The organism is Flagellimonas sp. MMG031, from assembly GCF_040112705.1.
Classification (GTDB): Bacteria; Bacteroidota; Bacteroidia; order Flavobacteriales; family Flavobacteriaceae; genus Flagellimonas.
In genome coordinates this window covers 2,839,893-2,858,560 of record NZ_CP157804.1, presented here as the reverse complement: position 1 = coordinate 2,858,560, position 18,668 = coordinate 2,839,893, and the positions used below count along the sequence as shown (strand labels likewise).

The 18,668-nt window shown below is 44.3% G+C and carries 20 protein-coding genes and 1 riboswitch; of the genes, 10 read left to right on the top strand and 10 right to left on the bottom strand.

From position 1 onward, the window contains the following. The first annotated feature begins 75 nt into the window (after positions 1-75). Positions 76-1,608: a glucose-6-phosphate dehydrogenase gene (gene zwf, locus ABNE31_RS13005; RefSeq protein ID WP_349351439.1), complete on the top strand. Its 1,533-nt coding sequence runs from the start codon at positions 76-78 to the stop codon at positions 1,606-1,608. 101 nt (positions 1,609-1,709) lie between these two features. After that, positions 1,710-2,435, top strand: coding sequence for a 6-phosphogluconolactonase (pgl, locus tag ABNE31_RS13000; RefSeq protein WP_349351438.1), 726 nt, complete (start codon positions 1,710-1,712; stop codon positions 2,433-2,435). On the opposite strand, the gene ABNE31_RS12995 is transcribed toward pgl, so the two are convergent. Continuing rightward, the gene (locus ABNE31_RS12995; protein WP_127141615.1) at positions 2,416-2,961 is read right to left on the bottom strand and encodes an acyl-CoA thioesterase; all 546 of its coding nucleotides are present in this window, start codon (positions 2,959-2,961) and stop codon (positions 2,416-2,418) included. The two genes, pgl and ABNE31_RS12995, sit on opposite strands and share 20 nt — an antisense overlap. Positions 2,962-3,018: 57 nt before the next feature. Here ABNE31_RS12995 and ABNE31_RS12990 point away from each other — a divergent pair, with 57 nt between their 5' ends. Continuing rightward, positions 3,019-3,417, top strand: a complete 399-nt coding sequence (locus ABNE31_RS12990) for an endonuclease domain-containing protein (protein WP_349351437.1) — start codon at positions 3,019-3,021, stop codon at positions 3,415-3,417. 48 nt (positions 3,418-3,465) lie between these two features. Here the strand turns inward: ABNE31_RS12990 and ABNE31_RS12985 are convergent, their stop codons facing one another. From ABNE31_RS12985 to ABNE31_RS12965, 5 genes are all read right to left on the bottom strand, one after another. After that, positions 3,466-3,831 carry a 6-phosphogluconate dehydrogenase gene (locus tag ABNE31_RS12985; protein ID WP_179383988.1) on the bottom strand — a complete coding sequence of 122 codons (366 nt, stop codon included), beginning with the start codon at positions 3,829-3,831 and terminating at the stop codon, positions 3,466-3,468. 19 nt (positions 3,832-3,850) lie between these two features. Then, complete coding sequence (gene rmuC / locus ABNE31_RS12980) at positions 3,851-5,188, bottom strand: DNA recombination protein RmuC (RefSeq protein WP_306013159.1); 1,338 nt, start codon at positions 5,186-5,188, stop codon at positions 3,851-3,853. A 262-nt stretch (positions 5,189-5,450) separates the two neighbouring features. Beyond that, positions 5,451-6,230: an ABC transporter ATP-binding protein gene (locus ABNE31_RS12975; RefSeq protein ID WP_349351436.1), complete on the bottom strand. Its 780-nt coding sequence runs from the start codon at positions 6,228-6,230 to the stop codon at positions 5,451-5,453. Further along, on the bottom strand, positions 6,230-7,261 hold the full coding sequence (locus tag ABNE31_RS12970; protein WP_349351435.1) for an iron ABC transporter permease: 1,032 nt from the start codon (positions 7,259-7,261) through the stop codon (positions 6,230-6,232). Before ABNE31_RS12970 ends, ABNE31_RS12975 begins: the two co-directional genes overlap by 1 nt. After that, a complete protein-coding gene (locus ABNE31_RS12965) occupies positions 7,262-8,413 on the bottom strand; it encodes an ABC transporter substrate-binding protein (RefSeq protein WP_349351434.1) in 1,152 nt (383 codons plus the stop codon). It lies immediately after the preceding gene. Between the two features lie 55 nt (positions 8,414-8,468). Further along, positions 8,469-8,700: riboswitch (cobalamin riboswitch) on the top strand. 68 nt (positions 8,701-8,768) lie between these two features. Here ABNE31_RS12965 and ABNE31_RS12960 point away from each other — a divergent pair. Beyond that, the gene (locus ABNE31_RS12960) at positions 8,769-10,631 is read left to right on the top strand and encodes a TonB-dependent receptor plug domain-containing protein (RefSeq protein WP_349351433.1); all 1,863 of its coding nucleotides are present in this window, start codon (positions 8,769-8,771) and stop codon (positions 10,629-10,631) included. Between the two features lie 31 nt (positions 10,632-10,662). On the opposite strand, the gene ABNE31_RS12955 is transcribed toward ABNE31_RS12960, so the two are convergent. Then, the gene (locus ABNE31_RS12955) at positions 10,663-12,156 is read right to left on the bottom strand and encodes a S41 family peptidase (protein WP_349351432.1); all 1,494 of its coding nucleotides are present in this window, start codon (positions 12,154-12,156) and stop codon (positions 10,663-10,665) included. A gap of 213 nt (positions 12,157-12,369) precedes the next feature. On the opposite strand from ABNE31_RS12955, the gene ABNE31_RS12950 reads away from it, so the two are divergent. The 5 genes from ABNE31_RS12950 to ABNE31_RS12930 all read left to right on the top strand — a co-directional run bounded on the left by ABNE31_RS12950 (position 12,370) and on the right by ABNE31_RS12930 (position 15,463). Further along, complete coding sequence (locus ABNE31_RS12950; protein WP_349351431.1) at positions 12,370-12,879, top strand: RNA polymerase sigma factor; 510 nt, start codon at positions 12,370-12,372, stop codon at positions 12,877-12,879. Further along, entirely contained in the window at positions 12,866-13,300 is a 435-nt protein-coding gene (locus ABNE31_RS12945; protein ID WP_349351430.1) for a hypothetical protein, read from the top strand. Before ABNE31_RS12950 ends, ABNE31_RS12945 begins: the two co-directional genes overlap by 14 nt. A 13-nt stretch (positions 13,301-13,313) precedes the next feature. Further along, positions 13,314-13,853, top strand: a complete 540-nt coding sequence (locus ABNE31_RS12940) for a DUF4252 domain-containing protein (RefSeq protein WP_293287906.1) — start codon at positions 13,314-13,316, stop codon at positions 13,851-13,853. Between the two features lie 114 nt (positions 13,854-13,967). Beyond that, complete coding sequence (locus tag ABNE31_RS12935; protein ID WP_127141627.1) at positions 13,968-14,507, top strand: DUF4252 domain-containing protein; 540 nt, start codon at positions 13,968-13,970, stop codon at positions 14,505-14,507. Between the two features lie 140 nt (positions 14,508-14,647). Further along, the gene (locus ABNE31_RS12930) at positions 14,648-15,463 is read left to right on the top strand and encodes a mechanosensitive ion channel domain-containing protein (protein ID WP_349351429.1); all 816 of its coding nucleotides are present in this window, start codon (positions 14,648-14,650) and stop codon (positions 15,461-15,463) included. 71 nt (positions 15,464-15,534) lie between these two features. Here ABNE31_RS12930 and purB read toward each other — a convergent pair whose 3' ends face one another. Then, positions 15,535-16,878 (bottom strand): adenylosuccinate lyase, encoded by a 1,344-nt coding sequence (gene purB, locus ABNE31_RS12925; RefSeq protein ID WP_349351428.1) that lies wholly within the window; start codon positions 16,876-16,878, stop codon positions 15,535-15,537. A gap of 46 nt (positions 16,879-16,924) precedes the next feature. Continuing rightward, complete coding sequence (locus tag ABNE31_RS12920) at positions 16,925-17,497, bottom strand: hypothetical protein (protein WP_349351427.1); 573 nt, start codon at positions 17,495-17,497, stop codon at positions 16,925-16,927. Between the two features lie 34 nt (positions 17,498-17,531). On the opposite strand from ABNE31_RS12920, the gene ABNE31_RS12915 reads away from it, so the two are divergent. Beyond that, positions 17,532-17,984 carry a heme-binding domain-containing protein gene (locus ABNE31_RS12915; RefSeq protein WP_349351426.1) on the top strand — a complete coding sequence of 151 codons (453 nt, stop codon included), beginning with the start codon at positions 17,532-17,534 and terminating at the stop codon, positions 17,982-17,984. Here the strand turns inward: ABNE31_RS12915 and ABNE31_RS12910 are convergent. Continuing rightward, positions 17,968-18,666: an NAD-dependent deacylase gene (locus ABNE31_RS12910; protein ID WP_349351425.1), complete on the bottom strand. Its 699-nt coding sequence runs from the start codon at positions 18,664-18,666 to the stop codon at positions 17,968-17,970. The two genes, ABNE31_RS12915 and ABNE31_RS12910, sit on opposite strands and share 17 nt — an antisense overlap. Positions 18,667-18,668: the final 2 nt, after the last annotated feature.

Genomic DNA, 18,668 nt, shown 5'->3' with positions numbered 1-18,668 from the left:
ATGCTCAAAAATAATGACACCTTTTGCATGGAGCGGTGTTGAAGGAGCACAATCTGCCAGAAACCAAAGAACACTATGAAAAAGACCGATAATCAAATGCTCGTAATTTTTGGGGCTTCGGGTGATTTGACCGCTAGAAAGCTGATACCTTCCCTGTTCAACCTTTACATGGCCAAGCAACTCCCGGAAAACTTTGTGGTGCTTGGCGTGAGCCGAAGTGACCTATCGGACGAGGCATTTCGTGACCGTGTGGTCTATGAGAGCAAATACTTGGCTGCGAAAACCGAAAAGCTGGACAAAGACAAGGTAAAAGGTTTTGCGGACAAGCTGTTTTATGAGGATTTGGGCAAGAGCTACGATACTGATTATGGTGCACTCCGCAAACGGGTAGAGTCCCTCAAGGAAAAGTACAATACTTCGGGAAATATCATTTATTACCTCTCCACACCGCCCACACTTTACGAGACCATATCGCATAATCTTTCCGAAGCGGGCATGAACGCCCAAAACAATGGGTGGAAACGCTTGATCGTGGAGAAGCCCTTTGGTTATAGTTTGGAGACGGCACAGAAACTCAACAAAGGACTTCACAAATATTTTAAAGAGCACCAGATTTATCGAATCGACCATTATTTGGGGAAGGAAACGGTGCAAAACTTACTGGTGACCCGTTTTTCCAACAGTATTTTTGAGCCTTTGTGGAACCGAAATTATATCCAACGGGTGGAAATCACCAATGCCGAAAGTGTTGGTGTAGAAAAACGTGGTGGCTACTATGATAAATCGGGTGCCCTTCGGGATATGTTCCAAAACCATTTGTTGCAGATTGTTTCTTTGGTCGTCATGGAGCCCCCCATTGGTGCAGATGCCGAAGAAATCAGGAATGAAAAAGTAAAGGCATTGAAGTCGCTCCGTATCATGACAGACGAAAAGGAGCTTTTTGAAAATACCATTCGGGCCCAATACGTGGCTTCCAAAGTGGATGGAAACGATGTAAAGGGCTACCGTGAAGAAGAAGGGGTGGACCCCAATTCCACTACTGAAACCTATGCGGCCATTAAATTTTATGTGGACAACTGGCGCTGGCACGGTGTGCCCTTTTATGTGCGGACCGCCAAACGTATGCCCACCAAAGTGACGGAGATTGTCATCCATTTTAAAAAGCCGCACCATCAAATATTTAAGGGGTCTGAAATGCAAGAGATGGACAATAAATTGATTATCCGTATCCAACCTGATGAGGGGATTCTTATCAAGTTCGGTGTGAAGGTTCCGGGACAAGGATTTAAGGTAGAGCGCGCCAATTTGGATTTTTACTACGCCAATTTGGCTGAAACTTACGTGATGGAAGCCTATGAACGCTTGTTGTTGGATGCCATGCAAGGGGATGCTACGCTCTATGCCCGCGCCGATGAGGTGGAGGCAGCATGGGAATTTGTAGACCCTATTTTGAATTATTGGAGCAGTGGCAAGGATGTTCGCATGTACGGCTATGCGGCTGGTGCCTGGGGACCTGAAAATGCGGATGATTTGATTGAAGATGATGGGTATTGGCGTAATCCCAGCGAAAACTTGGCCGATGACCCCGGTTATTGCGTAATCTGCTAGATACGATTATCAACAAGCAATAGACAATGATCATTTTTCTGTTCGAGATGTCATCCTGAGCGCAGTCGAAGGAAAACTCGAGAAACAAAAATTAATTCAAGATGAATTTGAAAATATATAAAGACAAACAAAAGGTAGCTGAACAGTTTTCCAGCTATTTTGTGGATCAAGTGAAAGACAAGGGCACGTTTCATGTAGCCCTTTCGGGCGGGAGCACCCCAAAAATAGTTTTTGATGTACTGGCCGAAAACTTTTCGGATAAGGTAGATTGGAATAAGGTACATTTTTATTGGGGAGACGAACGTTGTGTGCCTCCTTCCGATGATGAGAGCAACTATAAAATGACAGTGGAGCACCTGTTTTCCAAAATTGAGCTGCCCAAGGAGAATATTCATAGGATATTGGGAGAAAAAGACCCTAAAGGCGAAGCCTTGCGTTATGCCAATCTGCTCGAAATCAATTTGGATAGGGTAGAAGGCGTGCCCCAATTCGATTTGGTCATTTTGGGTATGGGCGATGACGGACATACGGCTTCCATTTTCCCTCATGAGATTGAACTTTGGGATGCGGAAGACCATTGCGTGGTGGCCACCCACCCTGATTCGGGGCAAAAACGGGTGTCCATCAATGGAAAAGTGATCAATACTGCTAAAGAGGTCGCTTTTTTGGTCACAGGGGCATCAAAATCGGAGAAAGTGAAGACGGTGGTGGAGAAAACCGAAGGTTCGGAAGCGTATCCGGCGTCTTTGGTGCATCCAGCATCTGGGAATTTAGTTTGGTTTTTGGATGAGGAGGCTGCCGCAGAGCTCAATCAAAATCCATCTTAACGTTTTCGCCCTGTAAAAACTCCAAGTACTCGTTTACCTTAAAATTGTTGGATTCGTATTTGCTATCGCGCTGAAAGGCCGATTGTTTGCGTTCCTTGCTACGCGCAAAACGGCGAATGTCCTGTTTGGTCTTGAGGATCAACCCGGGAACTGTTTTGTTTTTTCCGTCCTTTCCCTTGGCTACCATGGTAAAGTAGGAAGAATTGCAATGTTTGACCATACCTGTGGTCACATTTTCAGATTCCACCCGTACGCCAACCACCATTGAAGTTTTACCTGTGTAGTTAATCGAAGCTTTTAGAGTGACCAATTCCCCCACATCAATGGGATTCAAAAAATCCACACGGTTCACGGAGGCCGTTACACAATAGCTTTGCGAATGTTTGGATGCACAGGCAAAGGCTATTTGGTCCATTAGGTTCAAAATGTGTCCACCATGCACTTTGCCGCCAAAATTGGAGTGGGAGGGCAGCATAAGTTCCGTGATGGAAACCCTGCTTTCTCGGGATGATTTGAATTTTTTCATATTTTGATGGGGTTTTTAATAGAATCCTTTTTCTCGGGGGAGTAGCTATGATGCATTATGATTATCAAATATAACCCAAAGCTCAAGGAACTCGCAAGGTTACTTAGAAGGAATGCCACCAAATCTGAAATTAGATTATGGCAAAAGCTAAAGCGTGACCAAATGCACGGATATGATTTTCATAGGCAAAAACCGATTGACGAGTATATTGTTGATTTTTTCTGTAATAAATTGAGGTTGGCGATAGAGCTGGATGGCTATTCTCATCAATTGGAAGGGACTTGGAAGAAGGATGTTGTTAAGACAAAAAGGTTGAATGAGCTTTGTATTCAAGTGTTACGATTTTCCGATACCCAAGTATTGTGCGATATGGATAATGTTTTGAGGGCGATTGAGGAATATATTTTTCAATTTGAAGCGAATGGAAATACACCTCCCTCAATCCCTCCTTTCTAGGAGGGACGCAACGTTCCCCTCTAAAAAGAGGGGTTAGGGGTGTGTCATCTAGTTCCTAAAAATAGGGGACTTCTCCGATTTCACCTCTGTGATAAAATATTTGGTATCGCCCAGCCAGAAAAAGGTAGCGTAGCGTTCCTTGTAGGTGACTTTGATGTACTGCCCTTGGTACTCCTTCATTTTTTCAATAATCTCCTTTTCGCCATCTTCCACGGAAAACGAGAATACATTGGTACCCGATAAACCCTGACTGATTTGCCCTTCCCAGGTTTTCACCATGACGCCCTTTCTGCTGAACTTTATCAATTCTCCGGAACGATAGCCTTCACTGTATGGCACGTAATACACAAAAGCAAAATAGCCCACGACACCAATTACAATGGCAGCTATAAGAATGGTTATAATTTTTTTCATGGTCAGTGTTTATGGTGTTTTATTGATCTAACTCTTCAAAATCGTCATCATGGGCCCTTTTTAAAATAGGTTCGGGAAGGGATTTTTTGGCCTTGGCCCCCATTTTTTTCAACTTTTCTATGGTAGTCACGATATTGCCGCGTCCCTCAACCAATTTGTTCATGGCACCACGATATTCACTTTTCGCCTCATCCATCTTCTTCCCGACTTTGGTCAAATCGCTTACAAACCCTTCAAATTTATCGTAAAGTGCACCTGCTTGTCGTGCAATCTCAATGGCATTGCGTTGTTGCTTTTCATTGCTCCACATCGAATCTATCGTTCGCAACGTAGCCAATAAGGTTGATGGGGTAACGATAACAATATTTTGTTCAAACGCTTTGTTGTACAGGGAGTTGTCTTCGTTGATGGCAATGGCGAAAGCAGGTTCTATGGGCACGAACATCAACACAAAATCGGGGCTCTCCATTTCGTAAAGGTCTTCATACTTTTTGGAGGAGAGTTGTTCCACGTGCCTTCTCAAAGAGTTGATATGGTCTTTCAAGTATTTGGGTCGATCTTCTTCTTCCGCGTTGGTGTATCGCTCGTAATCCGTTAACGAGACCTTGGAATCCACTACCATTTTTTTGCCATCGGGTAGGTGGATAATAACGTCGGGCATTACCCGAGTGCCGTCCTCTCGTTGGAAGCTTTGCTGAACGCTGTATTCACGATCCTTTTCCAATCCAGATTTTTCCAGAACGCGTTCCAAGACCAATTCGCCCCAGTTCCCTTGCATTTTGCTATCGCCTTTCAAGGCTTTGGTCAGATTTTCGGCTTCTTGGGTAATCTTCAGATTTTGTTGTTGCAAACTTTCCAACTGCTGTTTAAGGGAAGAGTTGATGCTGATGTTCTCCTTTTGCGATTTTTCGACTTTTTCCTCAAACTCTTTAATTTTTTTGTTCAGAGGGGTGAGGATGTTTTCAATATTTTCCTTGTTGCTCTTGGTGAACTTTTCGCTCTTCTCGTCGAGAATCTTGTTGGCCAGATTTTCAAACTCCTTGGTGAATTTCTCTTGGAGCTTTTCTACTTCCTCCTTTTGTTCCTTGTTTTTTAGCTGTAGATTTTCCAAATCCGCCTGATAACGGACAATCTGATTGCTCTGCTGCTCTTTTTCCCGCTGTAACTGCTTCTGTTCCTCATCACGCTGCAGTAATTTATCGTTTAGGGATTTGATGGTTGCATTCAATTGCTGTTCCCGTTCCCCCCACACACTTTCGGTGGATTTGGTCTTCAGTTTTTGAATGTACATGCCTGCAAACAACCCAATTGCCAAAGCAATAAGGCCAACGATTACATAGATCAATTCTGTGCTCATGAAAAATTTTATGAACGATAAAGATAACAGATTACAAAGATAATATGTCATTCTGCGAAAGCAGAAATCCATAAAATGAATATTGAAATTTGTCAGTTCGAGTGTTTTTTGGAAAAAAATGTACCTGCCTGCCGGCAGGCAGGTCGAGAACTAAAATTTCAAATCCAAAAACTAATTCTCGATACAAAATTCCTTTGGAATTTCACTCGAATTGACAGTTCTTTGATTAAAGTAACTTTCTGTACGCAACTATCGTCAGTCTCTATTTTGAAACCTTAAACGAACCCGTTTTAGCATCAAACTGTACCATTTCCGAAGGAAACAGACTATCAAAGTGTTTTTGCTCAATAAGTTCGCAAGGGTCTCCGAAGGGATGCTCCTTACCATCCAGTATCAGGATTCGGTCACATAACTGTATTGCCAGTTCAATTTCGTGTGTGGTAAATAAAATGGTTTTTTGACGCTCGTGCGCCAATTGTTGCAGCATTTTTAAGATCTGTACCTTGTGATATAGATCCAAATGCGTAGTGGGCTCATCCAACAAAATCATAGCGGTATCCTGTGCCATGGCCCTTGCTACCAATACTCGTTGTAGTTGGCCATCACTGAGTTCATGGCATTTATTGCCCCTGAGATCGTTCAACAAAAAGGCTTCCAAACTCGCTTCTATCTGTTGTTTGTCGGTTTTTGTCAAGGTGCCCAACCAGTTGGTGTAGGGTTGTCTTCCCAAAGCGATCAATTCCTGTACGGTAAGGTTTTTGGAAGCGGGTGGTTCCGTCAGTACCACGCTTAGTGTCTTGGATAGGGCGGTGGAGCCTAATTTTTCCAACGGTTGACCATTCAAGTAGATGCCGCCACCAAGTTTGGGTTGAAACCCACCCAAAGTACGTAACAAAGTAGATTTCCCGATGCCATTAACACCCACAACACCGCATAGCATTCCGGCTTCCAAATCAAAATTGATGTTGTTGGCCACACTTTTGTTCCCGTAGCCAATGGACAGGTTGGTAATGGACAGTATGTTTTTCTCCGTTTTTACCATCAGAACATCATTTTACGCTTACGCACCAAAAGCCAAATCACTACTGGCGCCCCGACCAAGGAAGTAATGGCATTTATGGGCAAAACACTGGCGGAATTGGGCAATTGTGCCAAGGTATCGCACAACAACATCAAAATGGCACCATACAGCATTACGGCAGGAATCAAAACTTTGTGTTCCATGGTATCAAAGATTTGACGGGTAAGATGCGGCACGGCCAAGCCCACAAAAGCAATGGGTCCGGCAAAGGCCGTAATACCACCTGCCAATACTCCCGTGGCAATGATGATGATCAATCGGGATTTGTTGAGTGATACGCCCAGACTTTGTGCATAATGCTCGCCCAAGAGAAAGGCATTCAACGATTTTATGGAGGTGATGCTCAACATAACACCTAAAAGTACAATGCCCCCTAACAGCAACAACTGATTCATGGACAAATTTCCCACACTCCCAAACGACCAAAATATGAAGCGTTGCAAGTTTTCAGCGCTTGAAAAATAGGCCAATACGCTTACAATGGCCGAGGTAATGCTTCCGAACATCAGTCCTATAATCAATAAGGCCATGGTGTCCTTTACGCGCTGTGCAACAATCATGACCACCAAAAGCACCAAAAAGCTGCCAACACTGGCTGCAACGGCCAAGGAAACATCGCCCAAAAATCCAAATGCGGTGTAGCCTGCCAGCAGGGAAGCGCCCATCAACAATAAAGCTGCACCCAAACTGGCCCCTGAACTAATGCCCAAGACAAATGGGCCAGCCAACGGATTTCTGAACAGGGTCTGCATCAAAAGCCCACTCAACGAAAGACCTGCACCGACCAAGATGGAGGTAAAGGCCTTGGGTACCCGATACTCCCAAACGATGTACTCCCAAGAAACAATATCGGGTGTTTTTCCCCACAAAAGCGAAACTACATCGAAAAACGGAATGCTTACTGACCCCGAACTAATGTTCAATAGTAGAGCGCATAGGAGTGCTAATGCTAAAAGCACGAAGGAAATCCGATATGTCCGCGCGGCTAGCATTTAGGGCAAGGGTTTGATGAATTGGAGTTGATGCTCCGGCAATAACGCTGGATGCAATATTTTGATGAGGTCTTTGAGCACGATATCCGGGTGTTGCGGAGCGGTTTCGTAGAAGATGAGTCCGCCCTTTTCTCCTTTTTCAATGGCGTTGGAATAGACCTTTTTGTTTTTAAAGGCGTCAAACTCCATATGATGGGTGTTGGCTTGGGCCAATTCATCGTAGGTAATCTGTGCCGAGGGATTGAACCAGAACTCTGCCTTTTGTGCTTTGGCCAATACGGTTTCCAAGCTCAGACCGATGCTTCCTGTTTCAGCAGTGTTGGCCCACAAATAATCGGCGTTCGCATCCTCCAGAAATTGGGCCATCCAACTTTTTCCACCTGCTACGTACCACACATCTTTGTATAATCCACCTGTTAACACTGTGGGTTTTGAGGTCGCTTTTTGTGCAAGTTCCTTAGCATTACGGTAGGAAGCTTCAATTTCTGAAAAAATGCTATCTCCCAAGGTTTCCTTTTGAAAGAAGGGCGCAAAAAACTTCACCCATTCGGCTTTGCCCAACGGACTTTGCTCCACCCAATCCCCATTATACACCACTGGAATGCCTGCCCGTCGCATGATGTCGTAAGCATTGTTATCCTCATTGATGCTGAAACCAACAATGAGTTCGGGATTCAGTTCGAGCACCATCTCGGTATTCAGCCTGTCGTTCATTCCCAAATCCTTGATGGCTCCCTGGGCAATGCGCTCCCTTGCCGCTGGGGACGAGATATAATCGGTGTTCGGAAAGCCCACAACAGCGTTTAGCTCCCCAAGCTGTATGATGGGTTCCATATGCGTGGTGGAAGTAAGTACTATGTTTTCAACAGGCGTCCCAATAATAGCATCGTAGGCATCACGAGGGAAGGTCATACTGGCAAGTTTTTGCTTCGGGACCAAAGCATAGGTGAAACTTTTTGCCCCAGGCCATGCAGCGGTAACTTCAATAAGGGTGATGTCCCCCTCTTTTATAACGGTAAAACCTTTGGCGTAGCTTATGGACGATGGTACTGTTTCATTGTGATGGAGCTCTGCTTTTTTTTCCTGTTTGCAGCCCATCAACACAAACAAAACAAATCCTAGGATTGGAATTGACCATTGCTTTTTTGCCATGGGTCAAAAGTAAGATTATTTAAGTTTTGCAGAAAAAGATTAAACGGAATGACTAGCTTTGGGCTTGAATTTTGGTTCGCACGGATGTTTCCGTGGGATTAAAAGGGAATCCGGTGCAAAACCGGAGCTGTTCCCGCAACTGTAAGCTGTGCCGAATCGGCACTGATGTTTTTGAGCATCAGTACGTAGTAGGTGATTGTCTCAACTTTAAAACCACTGCCCGACCGGGTGGGAAGGTAGACGACAATACGCAAGCCAGGAGACCTGCCAGATTCAAACAAACAATGTTAAACTTTCGGGATAAAAGTTTACGTATGCATCACATACTATTCTCCCGTTTATTCAATTAAACGAAATGAAAAAAAATCATTTATGGTTGATTACCGCCTTATTGGCGGGTAAGGGGGTCTTTGCGCAAAATGTACCGCAAGATTCACTTAAACTGCAGCAACTGGACGAGGTTGTTGTCAGCGATTCAAAATTTGAGCTGAAACGAGAAAACTCCGGTAAAACGGTGATCAAGATTACCGCAGAGGAACTGCAACGGAACCAAGGTAGGACCGTTGCCGAAATCATCAACACCAAAAGCGGTATCGAAATTGCGGGAAGCCGCGGTAGGGATGGCGCCGTGCTGGGGACGTTTGCCCGTGGTGGACGGGGTCGCCAAGTGCTGATCGTGATCGATGGGGTTCGGGTATCGGACCCATCCACCTTTTCGGCAGAGTACGACCTTCGCTTGCTTTCTCCCAACACTATTAAGTCCATCGAAATTATTAAAGGGGCGGCCAGCACGCTTTATGGTACCAACGCCGCAACCGCCGTGATCAACATCACAACAAAGAAAAGTTCCGAGAAAGAGGTCGCTGGTGCTTTTGAGACCAGTGTCGGAACCAATCAAACTGCTGATGACCAGAGTTACGACTTGGGAAGCATCCAAAATTCGGCCAACGTAAACGGTACGTTGGGCAAGTTGAATTACGGGGTCGATTTTTCCAATCGATACAGAAGTGGAATGTCGGCAGCAGTCACACCACAGAACGAAGAGGACATTTTTTCCCACTTCAGCACCAACGTGCGGTTGGGGTATCGGTTTTCAGAACAATTTGAGCTTCAGGTATACGGAAACCAGACCAAGTTCAAAAATGAATATGATGCCAGCATGATGGATGCCCCAAATTTGGGCGAGAACGAACAACAAAGGGTAGGGCTATCCTCGGAATATACCTATGGCAAAGGTTCGGTACATTTGAATGCGGCGTATTCGGATTATGAGTCCGAGGCCAACGACACCTTTGGTGAGAGCATTACGGAGGGGAATAACTGGGTGTTCGACTTGTACCATAAATATGTGTTAGGGAAGCAATTTCATACCATTTTGGGGGTAAACTACATCAAAGACGAGGCTGTCTTCACGGAGGAAGTTGATTTCACCATTGTGGATCCTTATACCAATGTGGTCTATGTTTCTGATTTTGGTCTTAATTTGAATGCAGGGGCGAGACTGAACAATCATTCGGAATACGGGAACCACTTTGTGTACAACGTAAATCCTTCTTTTGTTTTTGATACTGAAAAGGGATATGTGAAACTATTGGGCTCCTATGCCACCTCTTACATCACACCTAATTTGACCCAATTGTTCGGTGCCTTTGGGGGAAATCCTGATTTGGAACCCGAAGAAAACACCACCATTGAAGGGGGCGTGGAGTTGAAAGTGGATAACACTTTTAGGATCAGCACCCTTTATTTTGATAGGAATGAAACCAACGCGATTGGTTTCGATTCTAATTTTACGAACATCAATGTAGCGGATGAAATCGATGCCAATGGGGTAGAGGTAGAGGCCTCTTGGTTGCCATGGAGCGATTTTCGGGTCAATGCCAATTACACCTTTACGGAGCGAAAAGGGGACAATGCCATCCGTATTCCCAAACACAAGGCGAACCTATCGCTTTGGTACGAGTTCTCGGAAAGTACCAACGCATCATTGGACTATGCTTATACCGGCGAACGTTTTGACACCGATTTTAATACCTTTTCGGATATCGCCTTGGAACCATTTTCCCTTCTGAACTTTGCCATTCGGCATGAGTTGATCAAAAATAAATTGAACGTATTCCTGAATGCGGATAATTTATTGAACGAGGATTATAGGGAATTGCTTGGATTTACCACAAGGGGACGCAACTTTAGATTGGGCTTTAGCCTCAATCTTTAAAAAAAGAAAAGCGGCCATCTGGCCGCTTTTTTTATTTGTTCAATTGCAAAGGTTTTTCCAAATACATATGGTCCCTTACAGGTGTATGGATCCTTGAAGTGGTAAACGCATCTGCTGGCATTTCCACTGTAAAGTCAATTTTGGTGACACCTGGGGCAATCTCTTCCAGCGCACGCGCCAACAACGGCTCGGATACTTCTCCCAAAGTTCCAAGATCGGTCAAATCTTCACTGATGGCAATATCGGGAACCAGACCGTCAATATAATCGGAATTTCCGGCTGCGTTTACATTTATTCCCACCAAAGGCTGCAATCCCCAACTGTTTTGTGGATTGATATTACCTTCACGGTCACTGTTGTAAACAAAGGAGTTGCCCGGGTCGTCTACCAATGTGATTGAGAACTCGATTTTACCAGCAGTGGTTTCTCCAATGTGAATTACATCTACATAGGGGGCAAGCCCGTTCATGACCAGTTCGCTGGCCGAGGCCGAACTCTCGGTAGCAATGACAAAAACCCTACTTAAATTCAAGGAGTTAATTGGACTGCTTCCTGTGGAGTTGGCAAAGTAATCGGTTAGGAAATCCTCCGACAACTGCGCTTGTATCTTATCGTTCCATTGTTGTTTAATATACACATCACTGGTATTGGTACCATAAATCATACTGGCCAAAAGGCGGGAAGTGTTCACAGAGCCTCCTGGATTGTAGCGCATGTCCAAAACAAGTTCGGTTGCACCCTCTGCCTTAAAGGTGGCAAAGGCATCGTTTAAGTCCTCATTAAAACTGCTCAAAAAGCGATTGTACATCAAATAGGCCACTTTGGTTCCGTTCACATCCAGGGTTTTGGCCACAAGGATAGGGTCTTCCACTTGGTTTTCTATTTTGGTCAAGGTGACCTCCTTGGCACTATCGGAGATAACACCGTTGGAAACCGTAGCCATCCCAAGGGTGTAGGTGCTGTTGTCTCCAAACAACAATTCAATATAATTCCCTGTCGTCAATTGCACTCCATCCACACGGGTAAAGAACTCCCCACGGGATATATTTTTGGTAGATGCATCAGAATCGGGCCAAATATATTGTACAAAACCAAAAACATTATTGGTGTCGCCTATAAGCCCCAATCCAAATTCCACCCCGTTACTTTGGGAGATGCCGGAAAGACTATTCACCAAATCCTTGTAGTTTTCGTTTTCAGAACTGAAACGATCAGTTGCTGCTTGAGTTCCTACTATTTCTCGATGATTGTTACAGATGGTATAATAAAAGATTTCTGGATCATTATATGATTCCAAAAAAGCCGTGTACTCTGCATCGGTAGCAAATCGGTCGTCGGCGAGGTCGGCGACATCGCCCTGCCAGAAATACCAGAGGTTCATGGCTTGCCACATAAAATCTTGTGCAATTACATTGGCACTTGGGTTGGGATTCGGGGTAGGTCCGTTTTGGATGCCATCATCATCGTTACTACAGGATAAAACAAACAGGGATAGCCCCAAAAACAGGAAGAAACACTTTTTCATAATTCAATTTTTAGTGAATTTACTCAAATTTTGTTCCAAATGTATCAGATGTAAAGGTTGATTTGAGTAAAATTACATAGTCGACTTTACAATATTCCCCTGCAAAATAGGCTTATGGAGGCATATTTCAAATTTTTTGTAACAAATTTCGATATGTGTCGTCGTGATAGTGTAGGTCGATAAGAAAGACACAAAAACAACGAAGACAACCAAATGAAACAAACAGAATTTTTAAATGTGGTTTTACCTTTTCAGGATAAACTGTACAGACTCGCAAAGCGACTGTTGGTTTCCCGGGAAGAAGCAGAAGACGCCACTCAGGAAATTTTGTTGAAGCTATGGTCAAAGAACGAGTCCATGTCAGAGTACAAAAATGTAGAGGCCTTTGCCATGACGATGACCAAAAACTTTTGTTTGGACCGCTTAAAGTCCAAACAAGCAGGGAACCTAAAACTGGTCCACAGCAATTACAGCGATGACAACACCTCCCTACAAAAACAATTGGAGGCCGAAGACAGTGTAAGTTGGATGGAACGGATCATGGAAGAACTGCCGGAACAACAAAAAATGATATTGCAGCTACGGGATGTAGAGCAATATGAGTTCGACGAGATATGCGAGCTCTTGGACATGAAACCCACCGCAGTGCGCGTAGCGCTGTCGAGGGCAAGAAAAACAGTACGGGAAGAATTAAAAAAAAAACACAACTATGGAATTGGGTAACATAGAGAAAATATTGGAGAAGTACTTCGAGGCCACTGCCACAGTGGACGAAGAAAGAACACTTAGGGCGTATTTTGCACAAGATGAGGTTGCACCCCACTTGGAACAGTACAAACCCATGTTCAACTACTTTTCCATGGCCAAGGAAGAAAAGTACACCAAGCAGGTACCATTAAAACCTAGAGTAAACTATTACAAGTGGCTATCCGTAGCAGCGGCCGTAGTTCTCGCCTTTGGCATTTATTTTGGCAATCAGTACCAAGAAACAAAACGCTTGGAACAGCAAAAGGCGGAGTACGCCTATCAGGAAACCAAAAAAGCTTTTGAGCTCCTCGCAGAAAACTTTAGCCGGGGAACAGAAAAAGTGGCCTACCTGAACGAGTTTGAAGAAGCAAAACAAAAAATTTACAGTAACAATTAAAAAACGTAACAAAATGAAAAAGTATATTTTAATCGCAGTAATGACCGTGTTGCCTTTGGCAGGATTTTCACAATCCCTGTTTGACAAGTTCGAGGATTTGGACGAGGTAACCTCGGTAGTGGTGAACAAAAGCATGTTCAACCTATTGGCTAAAATTGACGTGGAAGTAGACGACCCCGAAGCCCAGGACTTTATGGATATTGCCAGCAGTCTTAAAAGTTTGAAGGTATTTACCACGGAAAACAAGAAAATCGGTGACGACATGAAGGCTTCCGTGGATAGCTACCTGTCCAGTTCAAAGATGGAAGAATTGATGCGGGTAAAGGACAAAGAGGCGAACGTCAAATTCTATATCAAGGAAGGTAAGGATGCGGATCATGTGAGCGAACTGCTGATGTTCGTCACTGGAATGAAGAACGTAGAGGCTGATGGCCGAAAGTTCGAGACCGTGATTCTATCCCTAACAGGTGATATTGACCTGAACAAGATCAGTTCTTTGACCAAAAAGATGAACTTGCCCGAAGAATTGAACGAAGCAGGCAAAAAGAACTAAATAAATCTATCGGTTGACAGTAATCGGGTGCGACTTGTAACAAAACACAAGAAACAACAACTCATTACTGTCAACCAATTTTTCAGATATTCTATCAATCAAAAAATGAAACAGATGAAACATATTGTAAAAACGCTAGTGTTGGCCGGAGCAGTGCTTCTGGCTTCCTGTGCTTCGCAGCCCAGTCTGCAAGAATATTATGTGGACAACTCCGAGAATCCAAACTTTTTGTCCATTGATGTACCCGCAAGTATCCTAAAATTGAACGAGGAGGATTTGAACCCGACCCAAAAGGAGGCCATCGAATCCCTGCGAAAGTTCAACCTGCTGGCTTTCAAAAAGAATGCGGACAATGCAGCAGAATATGAAATCGAGAAGAAAAAAGTACGCGAAATCCTTAAAGGAGACGACTTTGTGGAGCTGATGAAAATCAATTCCAAATACGGCAAGGGCGTCATTAAATATTTGGGCGACGAAGATGCCATTGACGAAGTGATCATTTACGGCGACAGCGAAGATAAGGGCTTTGCCCTGGTGCGTGTACTGGGCAAGGATATGAACCCCGCCCACATTATCCAATTAATGCAGGCCATTCAAAAATCCGACTACAAAGGTGAAGGGCTTGGCGAAATCGGGGACTTTTTAAAAGGCTAAGACCAATCATCATAATCAATGTAATCAGGGCGACTTTTGTCGCCCTTTTTTTATGTTCAACGAAACTCCATTCCCTAAAATGTGACTTGGTTTAGTATCTTAGTGTCTCATAACAAGCACACTAACAAAAATTCAACCTCATGGAAAAAGCACAGGAATGGTTCGATTACGGTATTGAACTTAGTAAGGAATTCGGTCCCAAATTGCTCACGGCCCTCATCATCTATATTGTGGGGATGTGGGTGGTCAAGAAAATCATCAAAGGGACCCGCAAGGTAATGTCCAAAAGCAAGTACGATGAATCCCTCCAAAAGTTTTTGTTGAACCTGTTCTCTTGGGCACTCAAAATATTCTTGATCATTATTGTGATTTCCCGTTTGGGGGTTGACGTCACTACCTTTGCCGCAGTTATCGCCGCTGCTGGTTTGGCGGTAGGTCTGGCCTTACAGGGCTCCCTCTCCAATTTTGCAGGAGGGGTGCTCATCATGATTTTTAAGCCGTACAAAATCGGCGACTTGATCGAGGCCCAAGGTGTTTTGGGCAAGGTAAAGGGCATTGAAATATTTACCACAAAATTGGTTACTCCACAAAGTCGATTGGCCATTGTGCCCAATGGTGCCATGGCCAATGGGAACATCGTTAATTACACCGCCGAAGGAAAAGTTCGGGTAGATACGGTGATTGGGGTCGGTTATGGGGAGGATATCAAAAAAACCAAGGAGGTGTTACTGCAGGTGCTGACCTCCAACCCCAAAGTGTTGAAAGACCCGGCTCCCTCCGTAAATGTGTTGGAGTTGGCAGATAGCTCCGTGAATTTTGCCGTACGGCCCTTTTGCGAGCCAGATGATTACTGGGACGTGTACTTTGACACCTATGAAAACAGTAAATTGGCCTTGGATGAAGCTGGCATTGAAATCCCATATCCACACCAAGTAGAAATCCACAAAAAGGCTTAGGAATAATTGTCACATCGAGCGCAGTCGAGATGTCTTAATTGGTTCTCGACTGCGCTCGAACTGACACAAACTTAAACCCCGGTATAATTCGCTGGGGTGATCTGTTTCAACTCCGCCTTAATCGCATCCGACACTTCCAAGGTTTCAATGAAATCTGCAATGGATTTCTGGTTGATCTTGGCATTGGTACGTGTCAAACCTTTTAGCGCTTCGTATGGATTGGGATAGCCTTCCCTGCGCAAGATGGTTTGAATGGCTTCGGCTACAACGGCCCAGTTATCCTCCAAATCCTCTTCAAATTTAGTAGGGTTCAACACCAATTTGTTCAAACCCTTTAAAGTGGATTGGAACCCAACCAAGGTATGGGCAAAAGGAACGCCCACATTGCGTAAAACGGTACTGTCCGTCAGGTCGCGCTGCAATCGGGAAATGGGCAATTTGGCGGACAAATGCTCAAAAACCGCATTGGCCAAGCCTAAATTTCCTTCGGAATTCTCAAAATCGATAGGGTTTACCTTGTGCGGCATGGCAGAAGAGCCTACTTCACCCTTTTTAATTTTTTGTTTAAAGTAATCCATCGAGATGTAGGTCCACATATCGCGGTCCAAGTCAATCAAAATGGTATTGATGCGCTTCAAGCAATCGAACAAAGCGGCCATGTGGTCGTAATGCTCAATCTGTGTGGTGGGGAAGGAGTGGTGTAAACCTAATTTCTCCTGCACAAACTGCTTTCCAAAGGCCCTCCAATCGTTATTTGGATAAGCTACTTTGTGTGCATTGTAATTTCCCGTTGCTCCGCCAAACTTTGCGGCACTTGGAATGTCGTTCAATAGGTTGAACTGCTCCTTGAACCTTTCCACAAACACCTCGATTTCCTTGCCCAAACGGGTAGGGGAGGCCGGTTGCCCATGGGTACGGGCCAACATCGGGATATTTTCCCATTCCTTTGCCAATTCCTTCAATTTTTCAAATACTTCCAGATAGGCAGGCACATACACATCGTTCATCGCCTCTTTGATGGATAACGGAATGGCTGTATTGTTAATATCTTGGGATGTCAATCCAAAATGGATGAACTCCTTGTATTTTTGAAGGTTGAGTCCATCAAACTTTTGTTTGATGAAATATTCCACTGCCTTTACATCGTGATTGGTCGTTTTTTCTATGTCCTTGATGACTTGTGCATCTTCCGTAGAAAAATCCTGATAAATTTTTTGGAGCTGAGGAAAAAGCCCTTTGTCAAAATCGGCCAATTGGGGCAAAGGAATCTCGCAAAGCGCAATAAAGTATTCAATTTCAACAAGAACCCTATATTTAATCAGGGCTTCCTCCGAAAAATAGTCCTTTAGGGCCTTGGTCTTGTTTCGATACCTACCGTCAATAGGTGAAATGGCATTTAGTTGGGTGAGCGACATGTTCCAGAAAATTTTGAAAGCCCCAAAGATACTTAAAGTCTACAGTTTAGACGCCCAATCGGGCCAACTTATCCAGAGTTTTTTTGGCCCTGTTTCGGTAACCACTGGTCCCGTTAGGATAATTGTCCTCCAAAACCTGCTTCAATTCGGGGTGGACCCAATCAAATTTAAAGCCTAGGTAATACAGGCTGCTCATGGCGAACACCTTGGGCGCAATATTCATGGGTCCGATGAGCCAATCAAAACAGGCGGTCATTATTTTTTCCAACTGATTATTGGTGACTGTTTTTATAAAAATAGGGTCTTTTTTCTTAAAGTAGGCTTCGCACACCATTTCGCAAACGTGGGCGATGGGCCGAATACAGGATTCTGATTGCAGTTGCGAAAGCCCATTGGTAAAGGTTTCCATAAAGGGTAACAGATAGTGAAGCTGTTTTCGCATTAAGTGGTCAAACGTCCAGCTTGCATTAAAGGTACCTTCTTTGTCTTCTTGTAAAACGTATTGAAAAAGCACCTTTGCCAGTTCTGGTTCTTTCTCCAATTGCCCAACCAATATATCGATTTGCGCTTTGGAAATCCTACTGGCAAAAAGAGAGGTATGCAGCTGTTTCTCGGTCATGAAAATTCAATATATTTACCAAAATCCTTATCCAATGAAAATAGCAAAAAAAATCGCATTGGCACTCTTGGTGGTGCTAGTTGGGATGCAATTTTATCGTCCGGAAAAAAATGTGGCAGCAGGTGACTATGTAGCTGCTTTTGAAACCGAGACCAATCCTTCCCCAGAGGTAAAGACCATTTTGAATACGGCTTGTTACGATTGTCATAGTGACAACACAGAATATCCTTGGTACAACAACATCGCTCCTGTTTCCTATTGGTTGGCAGACCATATCGAAGATGGGAAGAAACACTTGAACTTTTCTGATTGGCAGAATTACGACACCAAGAAGAAAGACCATAAATTGGAAGAACTTATCGAAGAGGTGAAAGAAGGAGAAATGCCCTTAAAAGAGTACACGTGGACCCACGGGGATGCCAAGCTTTCCCAAGAACAGATAAGCACCCTGGTGGCTTGGGCCGATGGTGTTAGGGCCAATTATTAAGAAGTTCCTCCACCAAATTGGGAACGCCTTGGGCCGCGGTTTTGGGAATCACCGTTAGTTGTTCAAAATCCGAAGAGCGGATGTTGGGTCGCGGGTCGATGAAATAAATTGGCGTTCGGTTTGGGGCATAATGAATCAAACTGGCGGCGGGATATACCTGCATGGAGGTACCGACGACAATCAATATTTCCGCTTGTTGGGTTATCTCTGCTGCAACTTCCAGCATGGAGACCATTTCGCCAAACCAAACAATATGTGGCCGCAATTGATGCCCGTTAGGGTCGGTATCGCCCAAAACGAGGTCCTTTTGCCAATCCAAAACATGGCTTTCATCCACGGTGCTACGCACTTTGAACAATTCCCCATGCAAATGAATCACATGCGAACTGCCTGCCTTTTCATGCAGATTATCCACATTTTGGGTCACAATGCTTACGTCAAACGCTTGCTCCAGTTTGGCCAAGGCTTGGTGTCCAGCGTTCGGGGATACTTCTAACAGTTGCCTTCTCCGCTGGTTGTAAAATTCCAGCACCAATTCAGGGTTTCGGGCAAAACCTTGGGGCGAGGCAACTTCCATTACATCATGACCTTCCCAAAGCCCGTTTTCGTCCCTAAAGGTTTTCAACCCACTTTCGGCACTCATCCCTGCTCCCGTGAGCACTACTATTTTTGGTTTGGACATAT